This window comes from Streptomyces sp. NBC_01571 (assembly GCF_026339875.1).
Lineage (GTDB): Bacteria > Actinomycetota > Actinomycetes > Streptomycetales > Streptomycetaceae > Streptomyces.
In genome coordinates this window covers 9,193,303-9,206,324 of record NZ_JAPEPZ010000001.1, presented here as the reverse complement: position 1 = coordinate 9,206,324, position 13,022 = coordinate 9,193,303, and the positions used below count along the sequence as shown (strand labels likewise).

9 protein-coding genes are annotated in these 13,022 nt (G+C 70.5%); 2 read left to right on the top strand and 7 right to left on the bottom strand.

Going from position 1 to position 13,022, the window contains the following annotated elements; all coding sequences use genetic code 11:
- Nucleotides 1-71: 71 nt before the first annotated feature.
- Nucleotides 72-2,051 carry a purple acid phosphatase family protein gene (locus OHB41_RS41090; RefSeq protein WP_266704903.1) on the bottom strand — a complete coding sequence of 660 codons (1,980 nt, stop codon included), beginning with the start codon at nt 2,049-2,051 and terminating at the stop codon, nt 72-74.
- Between the two features lie 127 nt (nt 2,052-2,178).
- Nucleotides 2,179-3,387 (bottom strand): HupE/UreJ family protein, encoded by a 1,209-nt coding sequence (locus OHB41_RS41085; protein ID WP_266704901.1) that lies wholly within the window; start codon nt 3,385-3,387, stop codon nt 2,179-2,181.
- Nucleotides 3,388-3,560: 173 nt separating this feature from the next.
- Between OHB41_RS41085 and OHB41_RS41080 the strand changes: the two genes are divergently transcribed.
- On the top strand, nt 3,561-4,232 hold the full coding sequence (locus OHB41_RS41080; RefSeq protein WP_266704899.1) for a type 1 periplasmic-binding domain-containing protein: 672 nt from the start codon (nt 3,561-3,563) through the stop codon (nt 4,230-4,232).
- A 223-nt stretch (nt 4,233-4,455) separates the two neighbouring features.
- Here OHB41_RS41080 and OHB41_RS41075 read toward each other — a convergent pair whose 3' ends face one another.
- The 4 genes from OHB41_RS41075 to OHB41_RS41060 all read right to left on the bottom strand — a co-directional run bounded on the left by OHB41_RS41075 (nt 4,456) and on the right by OHB41_RS41060 (nt 9,262).
- The gene (locus OHB41_RS41075; RefSeq protein ID WP_266704897.1) at nt 4,456-5,268 is read right to left on the bottom strand and encodes a hypothetical protein; all 813 of its coding nucleotides are present in this window, start codon (nt 5,266-5,268) and stop codon (nt 4,456-4,458) included.
- Nucleotides 5,269-5,727: 459 nt separating this feature from the next.
- Complete coding sequence (locus tag OHB41_RS41070) at nt 5,728-6,294, bottom strand: hypothetical protein (RefSeq protein WP_266704895.1); 567 nt, start codon at nt 6,292-6,294, stop codon at nt 5,728-5,730.
- 330 nt (nt 6,295-6,624) lie between these two features.
- Nucleotides 6,625-7,176: a YciI family protein gene (locus OHB41_RS41065; protein ID WP_266704893.1), complete on the bottom strand. Its 552-nt coding sequence runs from the start codon at nt 7,174-7,176 to the stop codon at nt 6,625-6,627.
- A gap of 166 nt (nt 7,177-7,342) precedes the next feature.
- Nucleotides 7,343-9,262 carry a glycoside hydrolase family 5 protein gene (locus OHB41_RS41060; protein ID WP_266704891.1) on the bottom strand — a complete coding sequence of 640 codons (1,920 nt, stop codon included), beginning with the start codon at nt 9,260-9,262 and terminating at the stop codon, nt 7,343-7,345.
- Nucleotides 9,263-9,807: 545 nt separating this feature from the next.
- On the opposite strand from OHB41_RS41060, the gene OHB41_RS41055 reads away from it, so the two are divergent.
- Nucleotides 9,808-10,971 carry a DUF3103 family protein gene (locus tag OHB41_RS41055; RefSeq protein ID WP_266704889.1) on the top strand — a complete coding sequence of 388 codons (1,164 nt, stop codon included), beginning with the start codon at nt 9,808-9,810 and terminating at the stop codon, nt 10,969-10,971.
- Between the two features lie 183 nt (nt 10,972-11,154).
- On the opposite strand, the gene OHB41_RS41050 is transcribed toward OHB41_RS41055, so the two are convergent.
- Nucleotides 11,155-12,786: a CehA/McbA family metallohydrolase gene (locus OHB41_RS41050; RefSeq protein ID WP_266704887.1), complete on the bottom strand. Its 1,632-nt coding sequence runs from the start codon at nt 12,784-12,786 to the stop codon at nt 11,155-11,157.
- Nucleotides 12,787-13,022: the final 236 nt, after the last annotated feature.

The following is a 13,022-nucleotide window of genomic DNA, read 5'->3' as shown; positions in this document are numbered from 1 at the left end:
GGGGATCTCCTGGGAGGGGGGCGGGGTGGACACCCGGAAGGTGCCCGCCCCGCCCGGTGGAACGGGTCGGATCAGCTGCTGAGCGCGGTGATCGTCAGGGTGGCGCGGTAGCCGCCCTTCTCGACGCTGTCCGGGATCTTCAGATCCAGGTCGGCACCGAGGCGGGCCTCGCCGCGCGGGTGACCCTGCTCGGCCGAACCGAGCGCACGCGAGAGGGCCAGGCCCTGACCGTGGTCGTCGTAGCCGGAGGCCACCGGGTCACCGGCCTTGGCGCCCGCGCCGCCGTCGAGGACGAACGGCGTCCAGCCGAGGTTGGAGCCCGAGAACGTCTTGTCGGCGTCCCGGAAGTCGCTCACGTTGGCCGAGATGGACCAGGGCGCGAGCGAACGGCGGCTGTCGGAGACGAGAAGCGGGTTGATCTTGCCCGTCGCCGTGAAGTGGTCGCCGTCCTGCTCCTTGGCGGTGCCGAGGTCGACCAGGCCGTTGTAGCCGTCGATCGTCCAGCCGAACTCGCCCGGGGCCGGGTTGGGCACGTTGACCTGGAGGTCCTGCTTGTCGCCGTGGAACGGGTGCACGGTGACCTTGTCGACCGTGGAGCCGACCGGCTGGTCGGCGGTGGTGTTGCTGCACGACAGGCCGTGCTCGACCTCGGAGTTCGGGGCCGCGCACGTACCGCTGCGCAGGTCCTCGACGACGAGCTTGTCGTTGCGCACCTGGACCTTGACGTAGGAGCGGACGTGCTCCTGGTTCTGGACCGAGTTGTACCAGTAGTTCTTCGGGTTCAGCGGGTCGGCGCCGTTGCCCGCACCGCTGGTGCCGCTGTTGTCCGGAGCGGTGATGTCGTAGTACTTCGAGCCCGAGGAGGAGTTGGCCGTCACATAGAGGACGCCACCGGGGCCGGGGTACACGTCGGCGGCACCGGGCTGCTCGGCCGGGTCCGCCTTCTCACCGTTCTTGATCAGGTAGCTGCGGGAGTAGCTGTGGTCGTGACCCTGGAGCACCAGGTCGACGCCGAGCTTGGAGAAGGTGGTCGGGAAGTCCACACGACGCGTCTTGTTGTCGCCGTCCTTGGCGTGGGACGCCGGCGAGTAGATCGAGTGGTGGTAGACGAGCACCTTCCACTTGGCCTCGGAGCCGTGCTTGTTGATGACGTCGGAGACGTAGTTGACGTGCGCCGCGTCGCCGCCGCCACCGGTGGCGGGGTTGTAGCTGTTGCTGTTGAGGTCGATGAACAGCACATCCTTGTAGATGTACCAGTAGTCACCGCCCGAAGTGTTCGACGCCGGGTTGCCGTTGGAGTAGTACGACCCCGAGCGGTCGGTGTTCGGCGTGGTGAAGTGCTGCTCGTACGCCTTGCCGCCGACGTCGTGGTTGCCGATGGTGGCGGCCCACGGGTACTGGCGCAGCTTGTCGGGAGCGAGGAACGAGTTCCAGTTGGACTCGGTGTTCGCGGTCTCGACCTGGTCGCCGCCGGACACCAGGAGCTCGGCGTTCGGGTTGGCGGCCAGCGAGACGTCCAGGGTGTCCTGCCAGCCGGCCTGGTCCTTGGCGAGGTCGCCGGACGAGCCGATCTGCGGGTCGCCGTAGAACAGGAAGTCGTAGTCGCCCTCGAAGTCCTGCGTCTTGAAGGAGTACGCCGAGGACCAGTTGCCCTCGGTGCCGACCCGGTAGGAGTAGGCGGTGTTCTCCTTGAGGCCCGTGATCGTCGCGTGGCGGTTGAAGCCGCCGCTCGTCGCGATGTTCGCGCCGCCGGTCGCGTCGAAGGTCGCCGCGTCGGCCGGGAACTCGCCGCCGGCGAGCTGCGCGGTCGGGACCATCTGGACCTTCTGCGCGGTGTCGGCGGAGGTGTACCAGGTGACCGTGCGCTGCGACTCGTTGGCGCCGACGCCCAGGACGATGCCGGTGACCGCGTCGGTACCCGCGGCCTCGGCCGGGGAGGCAGCCAGGCCGGAGCCGAGGGCCACGGTCAGGCCCAGGAACGCCGCGGCGGCCCCTCGGGCCATACGGCGCTGCGAGGGCTCGGAAGCCCGCGCGGAGTGGTTCGATCTCATTGCTGTGTTCCTTCTGTGCACGGGAGATGTGCATGATGTGGAGATCGTCAAGCTCGCGGGCCCGGGTAAAGAAAAGTTAAATGCAATCTCCGGGTTGACTGAACAGCGCAGGATGTCTGGGCTGGTCTCACACGGCGGACACGCGTTGCACGAACCACACCAGGCCCATCGCCGCGACGCCCGCGGAGACCGTCCCGGTGGTCCACAGGCCGGCCCGTGGCGCCTGACGGCGGATCAGGATCAGCAGCGGGAAGGCGAGCCCGATGATGGCCAACTGCACGGCCTCGATACCGACGTTGAACACCAGCAGCGACCACAGCAGGGTCCACGACCACGCGTCGTGGATACCCAGGGCACCCGCGAATCCCAGCCCGTGCACGAGACCGAAGCAGAACACGACACCCAACCGGGTCCAGCCCGCGCGGTCCAGGCCGAAGTGACCTTCTCCCGCGATCCCGGGGTCGGCCGCCGCGTCGCCACGCCGCCACACCCGCCACAGGTACCAGCCCGCGACCACCGCGATGGACAGGGCGATGACCGGCTCCACCACCCCCGGGGGCACGTCCACCACTCCGAGGGCGGCGAGCAGGAACGTCACCGAGTGCGCCAGCGTGAAACTCGTGGCGGCGAGGACGACCTCGCGGGGGCGCCGCGATCCTGCGATCAGCGCCAGCAGGAAGAGGATGTGGTCGATGCCGGTCAGCAGGTGCTCGGCGCCCAGGCGGAAGAACTCCCAGAACCGCTCGTACCACGACTGCCCGATCGAGAAGGAGGGATGCCGTCCGTCGAGCGCCGCGCTGCCCGAACGGCCGCCGACCTCGTAGGTCACGATCGTCTTGGCGTCCCGGACGTAGTGCTCCCCGTCCGGGAACAGTCCGCTGCGTACGGTGTGGTCGGCGCTCTCGGCCGGGCAGGACCAGTCGAGCACCAGCCCCGCGTACGGCACGCCCTCATGACGGCCGATGGTGAAGTCACCCGCGCGCGTGGCCCGGCAGGCCGTCCCGCCCGAGGTGACCGAGAACCGGTCCGTCACGTACTTCACGGCCGAGCGCGTGTGGGCACGGAGTGCCGCGGCCTGCTCGGCGGGGTCTCCCGCGTCGAACGCGGCGGTGCCGGAACGGAACAGCGGATCGTCGTGCTCGAAGTCGGCGGCGGACACGACGAAGAGGTCGTACTCGACGTCCACGGCTGTCCGCAGCCGGCCTCCGTCCCCTTCGGTGACATGGACGTACACGGTCGAGCTGAATCCGTGCGCGAGGGCCGGCCCGCCGACGCACAGGAGGGTGATCACCGCTGCGGCAAGGGCGAGGAGAGCGCGGCGGAACGGTCGTGACATGGTGCTCCTTCGGGTTGCCCGTGCACGGTCCATGTCATCGGTGAACTCGTGCCGCCGCGTCGGCGAACCCCACAAGAACAAGCATGCGGACGGGGCTTCCGGGGGCGGAACTCCAGCACCCGGGAGAGCAGGATGGGGGCGTACCGCCCACCACCACCCGAAGGACGATCACCTTGCGCCCCCCGCTCAGCGCCCTGGCCGCACTGGCCGCGGTCGCCGCGCTGGTCACCGGATGCGGTGCCGGCGACGACTGGTCACGCCCACACCCCAGGCCCACCGCCGCGGGTGCCCTGGGCGCCGGATTCGTCGACCCCGCCCGACGGCCCCAGCCCGAGGCGACCACCACGCCACGGCCCGGCTCCTGGAACGGCGTCCACCCGCCGAAGGACTACCGGGTCGTGCTGCTCACCTCCGGTCACGACCGCCCCACCAGGACTCTCGTCAGCGCGGTCAAGTCCTGGGCCGGAGCCGAACACGTCTCCCTGCGTACCGTCACCGCCTCGGGCCCCTCCGACCTCGTCCCGAGCGTCACCAGGGCCCTCGACATGCGACCGGACCTCGTCATCAGCGCGGGCAACGACCTGATCGACCCCCTCGCGATGGTCACCCCGAACCATCTCGCGCAGCAGTTCCTCGTCGTGGGCGCGGAGTTGGCCGAGCCCACCGCGAACGTGACCGCCGTCGACTGGTCGGGCGCGTCCTTCCGGGGCGAGGGCCTCGGCATGTCGTCGACCTACGACGCGCGTTCGTTCACGGACCGGCGCTGCTCGGCCGCCGTCAGGGCCGGTGTGGCGGCCGTGCTCCACGGCTTGACGGGCATCGTGCTCTGGCTCGACCGGTTGTAGCGGCCGAGCCCCGGGCCTGCCCCGGCGGCGCGGCGGGGGTACGAGGTGATCCCATGACCAGGGCCCCCGCTTCCGGAACGGGGGCCCTTACGAGCGATTCCACCCTTGGTCGTACGTGCGTGGCGCGGCCACGGCTCCCGTACGCGAGGACAGGCCGGGTGCGCCGGTCCGCGACCGTCGCCTCTCACTTCTGCCACGGTGGAAGCGGTGCTCGCACCCCGCGTCATCTCTTGTGCGGGTTCGCCACCAGTGCTGCCCCGCGGCCCCGGATCTGGTGGGGGGACGGGATGTTGGGGTTGGGTGTCGAGGAGCCGGGATCGGGCAGCTCCTGAGCTGCCGGGTGCCCGCTCGTCGACGGGTGCGCGAGCTCGGCGGGAATCACCTTCTCCTCCCGGTCCGTCGCCGAGCGGTTCTCCAGGGCATACGGCATCAAGGGCAGTTCGGCCCTCCGCGGCATGCCGGTGATCATCCGGGCCGGCCGCCCGTTCTCCTTGACCCGGGCGATCGCACCCGCCACACGTCCGTTCCCGACCGCAAGCCCGAGGGCGTCCTTGCGCTCCTGGATGTGCTGGAACCGGCGGAAGATTTCCGCCGCGTGCGAGAAGTCGGCCGTGGATCCCGAATCGAGACGGCTTTTCGCTGCCAGAAGGTCGCCGTACACGGCGCTGTAGGCACTGCACAGTTTGATGGATTCGTCAGCGCGATCGCTCAGCCCGCTGGCATGGGGGGCGACGATCACGAGTGCGGCGAATCCCGACAGCGCGGAGACGACCACCTGGGCGCCGAACTGCGAGGATTCGGCGATCGCGGGCCAGACGAGCAGTCCAGCGGTGAGGCTGAGCCCCGCCGATGCGATGGTGTACATCCGAACTTTCCGCACCAGCCTGGCGGCTTCCCGCGGCATGCGGCCGGCCCAGTAACCCGCGTCCTCGGCACTTTCCTCAAGGAGCCGCAGCATCACTTCGTCAGCCGAGTTCTTCGGCTGCCTGAATACCTTGGACAGTAGTTTCATAGCGCTCTCACGATTGATGGACACTGGGTCGACAGTGATAGCACCCGATCGTGACCCGCGACATCGACGCGCATATGGTCTGCTAAACAATCATCCTATTTGGCGATCCCGTGCCGTCGGATGCGGACGCGGGCGATGCCGACGAAGGCCGGACAGTGTTCGGCTTCGCGACCCGGACCGGCATTCCGGGGGCCCGCGCGGATCGCGCACGCACGGCAGCACGCGGGAGCACACGGCAGTACGTGGAGGGTGATGACCGTACAAGCAGGCCGGAGAGTGGGATGCCCCGGTCCGGGCGGAGCGACACGCGAAACCGCCGAAGAACACTTAGTATGGCGTAATAGGTTTTACCGGACGCAGGCTTCCCACGGGCCCAGGCCTCCACTCCAGGGAAGCCCCCGGGAGCCGCACCACATGCCGGAGACTCCGGCCCGATTGCAGCGGGCCGGAGTCTCCATGTGGTGCGGACGTTGCCCGTGAGGACTAGTCGCGGTCGTCGCCGCCGAAGCCGCCACCGTCGCCACCACGGTCGCCGCCGCCGCCGCCGAAGCCACCGCCGTAGCCACCACCGTGGTGGTCCTCGACGACGCGGAAGCTGCCCACGACACCGTCCCTGACCTTCACGCCACCGTGGACCCGGAAGGGCACGACACCGTTGCTGGTGCTCCACGGGCCGACCGTGGCGAGCGGCGAACCGTTGTCGCAGGTGGCGCCACGGAAGACCTCGACGGTCTTGCGGCTGTCGTTGCGCACGTTGAAGCTACGGGAACCGAGACCGCTGACCACGGTGATGCAGCCCCAGGAGCGAGCGGAGTACGTACGCTCGTTGAAGTCGATGTGCCCCTCGTAGTGGCGACGCCCACCACGGTCGCCTCCGCCACCTCCCTCGTTACCCTTCGACTGGCCGCTGTCGCCACCCATGGGAGCGACCTGCTGAACGGCGGGGGCGGCCTCAGGAGCCGCGGAGGCCGAGGCGTAGGTGACGCCCGTGGCGACGAGGGCCGCAGCGGCCGCAACGGTGGCAGTCACCGCAATGTTGCGCGTGGTCATGTCGCATTTCCCTATCTCTGAGACGTCGGCCGCACCGGCCGATCTGTGAGTGAACGTACCGATAATCCCTTTATCTTCAATATCGGACACGCAGAAGTCCGTCGACAGACACCCGAATGGACGCACGGACCCATGGACCGCGGTCGGTCGACGCTCGAGAAGCGCGCCTACCGAGCGCCCAAGTAGCCTTCTCACGTGGCTATTTGACGTCTCACAGCAGCGGGCCGACGGCAGCTGGAACGCCACGCCACGGGCCGGGCCGCGGCCCGGCCCGTGGCCCCCTTCACCCGACCGGACTACCCAAGACCGACGGCGCGGTGCGTCGTCCGCTCATGACGGCCGGCCGCCGAACCGCCAGTCATGGACCTCGACGCACGCGTACCGGTCCGCCGTCAGTACGGCGCGCGCCGCCTCCGGGCCCGGTGCCCGGACCAGCGCCGCCGTGCCCAGCCAGTCGGCGCCGTCGTCGGACAGCAGTGGCCCGTACGCGATCAGCTCGTCCCGGCCGGGCGGCACGGCGAGATCGACGGCCTCCCCGGTGCCGAGGCCGAGCACCAGGTACCTGTCGCCACCGGTACGGCCACCGGGAAAGTCCCACATGGTGCGCCCGAGCGTGTTGCGCCACCGGCGCAGCAGCACGTCGCGGTACACACCGGCCCGGTAGCCGGGCTCGTCGAAGGCGAACGCACGGGCGGCGGCGGGATCCGGCAGATCGACGATGTGCACACTGCCCGTGGGCGTCTCGTCGTCGCCGGCGAAAGTCGGGCCGCGGGCGATCATCTCCTTCGCGTAGCGGTCCATGTAGGACCAGTGCTCTTCCAGCAGTTGGTCGCGCAACGCGAGGGAGCCGGGCCGGTCCTGGTGGTAGCAGAGGAACTCCATGCCCCCAGACTCTTCCTGCTCGACGGCCGCGTCTCAACGGGATTCGGGGACGCCTTCCGGCCGCGTGGCGCCGTCGTCGGGGAGGACGCTTCCCCTGGGCGCACCTGTGCGGGCGGCGGAAGACGGGGGACGCACAGGTGCGCCGGTGCGGCGCGGCTGAGTCGGGTCAGTTCAGTGAGCGGCACAGCAGGGCCGCGGGGCCCGGGCCGGCTCCCAGCCGGGTGGTGAAGGCGATTCCGGCGGCGTACTCGTCGTCGGCGCACTGGCCCTTGTAGTCACCGTTGGCGAAGTCACCTCCGGCGGCGTCGGCGGGCCGGTTGTCGGACCGGTCGAACCACACGGTTCGCCCGGTGCCCCCCAACGAGATGCGGGCGGGCACGCACAGGGCCGCCGAGGTCCGGCCGCCGCGACGGCTGTAGCCGATGAGGAAATTCCCCTGGGGGCACTGGAACTTGGTGTATCCGGAGGCCCAGTCGCCGCCCGCGGGAACATAGCGTTCGTCGGTGACGACCGTCTGGGCGTCCCCCGAGGCGCGCAGGTCGCCGGTGGTGACGTCGGTGCACAGTCCCCGACCGTCACTGTGGCCGAGCCCCGTCAGCCGCTGACCGTCGGGGCAGGCGGCCTTGTAGGCGCCCGAGTCCCAGTCACCGCCGGCGCGCACCCGCAACGACTGCACGTGGTCGCCGTGGTCGGTGGCGAGCATGCGCCAGCTGGGGACCGCGGCGACGGGTCCGGTGCGCGTCGGGGCGGTCATGAGCCGGTTCCAGGCGGTGCCGCGCCAGTCGGCCTGGTCGAGGATGCCGTAGCGGTTGCCCGCGGTGTCGTAGCGCAGCAGGGACCAGTCGTCGTGGCCCTCCCACCCGACGAGCGGCCAGTAGGCGAAGTCGGCGTCGTGGTCGGCGAAGTAGTCGGTGATGTTGCCGAACCAGGTACGGGCGGCGGTGCCGGTCTCGCTCGCTCCGATACCGAACTCACTGATCCAGACAGGTGCGGTGAAGTGCTGGCTTCCCTCCTCGGCGACGAAGAGGGCCTCGTCGTCGAGGGTTTGGTACAGCTGGTCCCGGGTGAGGTCCTGGTAGCGGGCGTCATGGGTCTCGCCGATCCCGGTGGCACCGCTGTGCTGGGGGCCGGTGTAGCCGTAGAAGTGGGCGGAGTACACCAGCTTGTGAGCGGCGACGAGGGTGTGCGAGAGCGTGCGCGCCGGGGTGAGGGTGGGGCGGCCGTGCGGCAGTCCGTCGACGGGCAGCCCGGTCCAGTTGATCCCCTCGATGACGATGAGAAGGTCGGGGTCGGCCTCGGTCAGGATGCGGTCCGCGGCGAGTTGCGCCGCCGCGTACCAGTCGTGGGCGTCGCCCCGGCCCCAGTTGGGATCGTCCAGCACGTCGCGGCGTACCTCGTTGTAGAGGTCGGCACCCACCACGCCGGGGTCGCCGGCGTAACGGCGCGCCATGAAGACCCAGTCGTCCGCCCACTGCTGGGTGGACTGACCGCTGTTCCAGCGTTCGTTGCCGTCGATGCCGCAGCACCAACGGGACGTGTTGGTGTGGTTGTTGAGGATGACCGCGAAGCCGTCCCGGGTGAGGGCGGCGACGACGGCGTCGTAGACCTGGAGCGGTGTCCTGCCGCGCAGTTGCGGGTTGGCCGTGACGGCGGCGTCCGGCACGGGAGTCGTCCCGTGGAGCATCTCGTTGGAGAACGGCAGCCGGATGCTGTTGATGCCGAGACGGTGGAAGTCGCCGAGAAGCTGGGGCAGGGGTGCACGGTCCAGGCCGAGGGGGATGCCGTAGGAGTCCTGGCCCGCGTGGTGGTCGGCCGGGTCGGCGGCGCTGCCGCTGCCGGTCCACGAGCCCTGCGCGCCGTCCCAGTTGGCCGACTTCAGCCGGAAGCGGTTGCCCGCGGCGTCGACGATGTACCGCCCGCGGGTGGACAACGGCGGTTGCCATGTCTCCGCCACGGGGGCGACGCCGGGGACTGTCGGCCCGCCCGGCGACTCCACGGTGGCGGCGACGGCTCCGGGCGCTGTGGCCAGCAGCAGGAGGGCCGCGGCTGCGGCTGTCAGGTACTTGCCAAGTCTGTGCGTCGTCATGAGACCTCCGCGAGCGGGTGTTGGTGCACGGACGGTGAGGTGTGCGCCGGATGTCACCTGGGCGGTACGGCTCGCGGTGACGTGATCCCGGGCCGGGGGCGACGGCCGGAACGTCCGTTGCACCGAAGGGACTTCGCGCTTCCCGGTGATCGCGGGTACGGGCCCGAGCCTAGCGGGAGGACAGTGCCCGAGGGGACGGTTCGGGTCACCCGTGAGGGCATCGCGGAGGGGTGCACCCCACGGTCGCGGGCCCCGCCCGGCGGGAGATCGCCGGCCGCATCCGGAAGCACCGCAGGGCCGTCGGCCGGGGCGCGGCACGAAGCCCCGCAGCGAGAACGCCCCACCTGTGTCTGCCAGTTGTTCATGTGGTGGGGGGCTCCTGCACCCTTGCCTGATTAGGCATGCACACGCCATCATTGCCGCCGGGAATCTACTCGCATAGAAACCCGGCTTCTCCCCCTTCCTCCCGCTTCGCCGGCTTCAGCAGCTCCACCAGCTCCACTGACAGCGACCATCCGTCCCCCGCTACCAGGAGGATCGCCCCAGTGAGACCCCGTCAATCCCGTCAGTCCCGTCGGCGCGGCACCGTCGCCGCCCTCGTGGGATCCCTGCTGGCCCTGTCCGCAGGCCAGACCGCCGGCGCCCTCCAGGCGACCGCGGCCACCCCCGCTCCCTCCACCGCAGCCTCGGTCGACGCGACGCAGGACCAGGCCGCCCGCGCGATCGCCCGCTCCCTCGCCGACTCCGCCTGGCGCGCCCGCGTCCGGCGCGCCGCCCTCACCTCCGACGAGGTGCCCGTCACCGACCTCGCGGGGCGGGCGGGCGGTGGTCTGAAGGCCACGCTGGCCGCGGCCGACCGACGGATCGCCACCGCCAAGGGGCTGGACGCGAAGGTCGGTCCGCTGCTCCGGCTGCGCCTCGGGTCCGACAGCATGCGCGGCGCGCTGGCCTCCGGCACCGCGCCGTGGGTCGCCCCGGCCACCTCCGACGACGACGCCACCACCGTCGTCGCCTACGACAGCCACGGCCGGACGCACACCCTCGACGCCCGTCACACGCCTTCCCACCCCGTCTACGTCGTCGACATCGACGGCTCCAAGGCCCTGGCCGCCGGACTGGACGTCCTCGACGAGCAGTTCCGCCGGTACGGCCTCGACTCCGCCGCCCCGGCCGCGACCCCGCGGGCGGACGCGCCCAAGCGGGCGCAGGCGGCGGGCGCGGGCTTCTGGACCAGCCGGATCACCGCGGTGGAGCTCTCGGACGACGAGGAGCCCTGGGTGAAGGGCGACGCAGAGATCTACACGCTCGTCACCGGCTTCGGACAGGACGGCCAGGTGCGGGTCGACCCCGTCGACATGCCGTACCTCGACAACGACGGCACCGTCTACCGGCCCAACCAGATCCTCGTCAACTGGTCCAACTACAAGTACGACCTGGCCGACGCCGTGATGATGGAGGAGGACGGCAGCACCAACTACCGCGACCTCGCCAAGGCCATCGCCACGGCCCTGCTGACCATCACGGACCAGGGCACCTACGTTCCCCTGGTGAACGCCGTGCTGGACGCCATCCCGGACGACTGGTGGACCGACGACCCCGACTACGTCGACTCCTGGTACACCCTGGCCCAGAGCGACAACGGCACCCGCTACGGCGCGCGCGGCAACGGATGGATGACCGTGGAGCCGTACTTCGTTCAGGAGTTCTGAGGCGGCACGCTCCCCCGGTCTCCACGCTCCCCCGCACGGCGTGCGGCGCGGGGACCGGTCCGGGACAGGCCTGAGCGGGCCACGAACGCAAGGAGCCGTGCCCGGGGGACGCCCCGGGCACGGCTCGGCCGCGATACGTCGTCCCTCACCGCGCGGTGACCGGACGGCGGACCGCGGCGGGGATCACCGGCCGGTCTTCTTCAGGAAGATGGGGTTGGTGAGGGCCGCCATCGGGCCGAACATGAGCGCGGCGCCCATGGTGTTGCCCTGACCGGGCGTGCCGTCCGCCATGGGGTGGCGGACCTCGGCGCGGACGTACGCGGCGAGCGACGCGGTCGTCCGCCAGGTGACGGTGCCCTCGCCAGAGGCACCCAGCGACTCCTGGTGCATCTGACCCTCGTCGGTGATGAATCGGACCGTGCCGTTGGGCACGCCCTTCACGTCGAGACGGATGTCCACGGGCGCGTCGGCGGACGCCTTGAGGGTCTCGCCGATGCCGGCCTGCCGGGCGTCACCGGAGGCGGTGAAGGTCAGCTGCACGGCGGAGGTCTCCGCGATGTAGCTGCGGCCGGCGCGGATGCCGTCCATGATCGAGTCGGTGGCCAGGTCGTCGGCGAGGACGACGTTGTGCGGCATACCGATGACCTGCGGCTCGCTGTGCGCGTCGCTGTTGCCCATCGCCGGGACCCAGCGCCCACCGCTGCGGACCGCCTCACCGATCTTCTGGTCCCAGGTGCTGATGGCGTGCTCGTCGTCGTACGTCCACGGGCCGGTCCACACCTCGGTGGCGTCCGTGTCCTCGAAGCCGAACTTCCACTGGCTCGCGACATACGCGCAGTACATGTGCGCGGGCACCACGATGCCGCCGCTGCGGCGCACCTGGCGGGCGAAGCGCGGGAACGCGTCGTCGCGGTTGCGGTAACGCCAGTCGATCCACTCGCCGGGCTCCAGACCGAGCGCCAGCCAGTGGCCGTTGCGGGTGGTGACCTCCTCACCGGTGATGATGAGCAGCTCGGAGTCGGCGTACTGGCCCCAGACACCGTGCGAGGACGAGGTGTTGTGGTCGGTGGAGACCATGAAGTCGAGCCCTGCGGCGCGCGCACCGGCGGCCACCTCGGCGGGCTGGCGCTTACCGTCCGAGTGCACGGTGTGCAGGTGGCAGTCGCCCCGGTACCAGGCGCGGCCACGGCCCATGGCCCGCCGCGGCGGGAAGTTCCTGACAGCGGCCGGGCCGGGCTCGCCGTAGGTCAGCGTCACCTGCACCCGGTAGTTCAGGCCCTGGGGCGCGACCTGGTAGGGGCCGAGGACGATGTGCCAGGTGCCGCGGCCCACGGGGCCGGGCAGGTAACCCGGGGTGGCCTCGCTGTTGCTTATCTCGAACGAGGTGCGGAAGCCGCCGGACCAGCCGCGGAAGCCGCGCCCGCCCAGCTCGATGCCACGCTCGTCGAAGACGCCGATGTCGCAGGAGTTGCCGGGCGTGCCGGACGGGACGGCCGGCTTGTCGTAGGAGTACGACACGGCGATCTTCTGCACGCCGCGCGGGACCTCGACCGGGAGGTACACGAAGTCGGCGACGCCGGTGGGCAGCAGCCCGGTGATGACACGGGTCTCCTCGCCGGTCTTCGGCGGTGTGCCCGCGGTCGTGCTGTCGGCCGCCTCCGCGAACGAGACCGGGGCGAGGGTGATGGCCGCGGCGCCCGCGACACCCGCGGCCAGCAGCCGACGACGGCCCAGCGTGCCACCCGCCTCGCCGTCGCCTCCCGCCTCGGGCTCGAAGATGTTCACGTGGCTCTCGCAGTGTCCGTCAAGGCACATGTGTCCTCAGCAATGTCTTCGTGATGGGTACATGGGATGCCCTGGACTCTCATACGCCTCGGTGAACGACACATGAGTCCCGTATGGCCCGGTTGGCAACTGCCCGTGGCGTACTCCTCCGCGTCGCCGCAGGTCAGGACCAATGGCGGAAGATGTCCGGGGCAGGAACGAGGGACATCTGCCATGTCCGGCTCAACGCCCTGTCCCGGAACGGACGGCCGGCCGGCCGGTCCGGG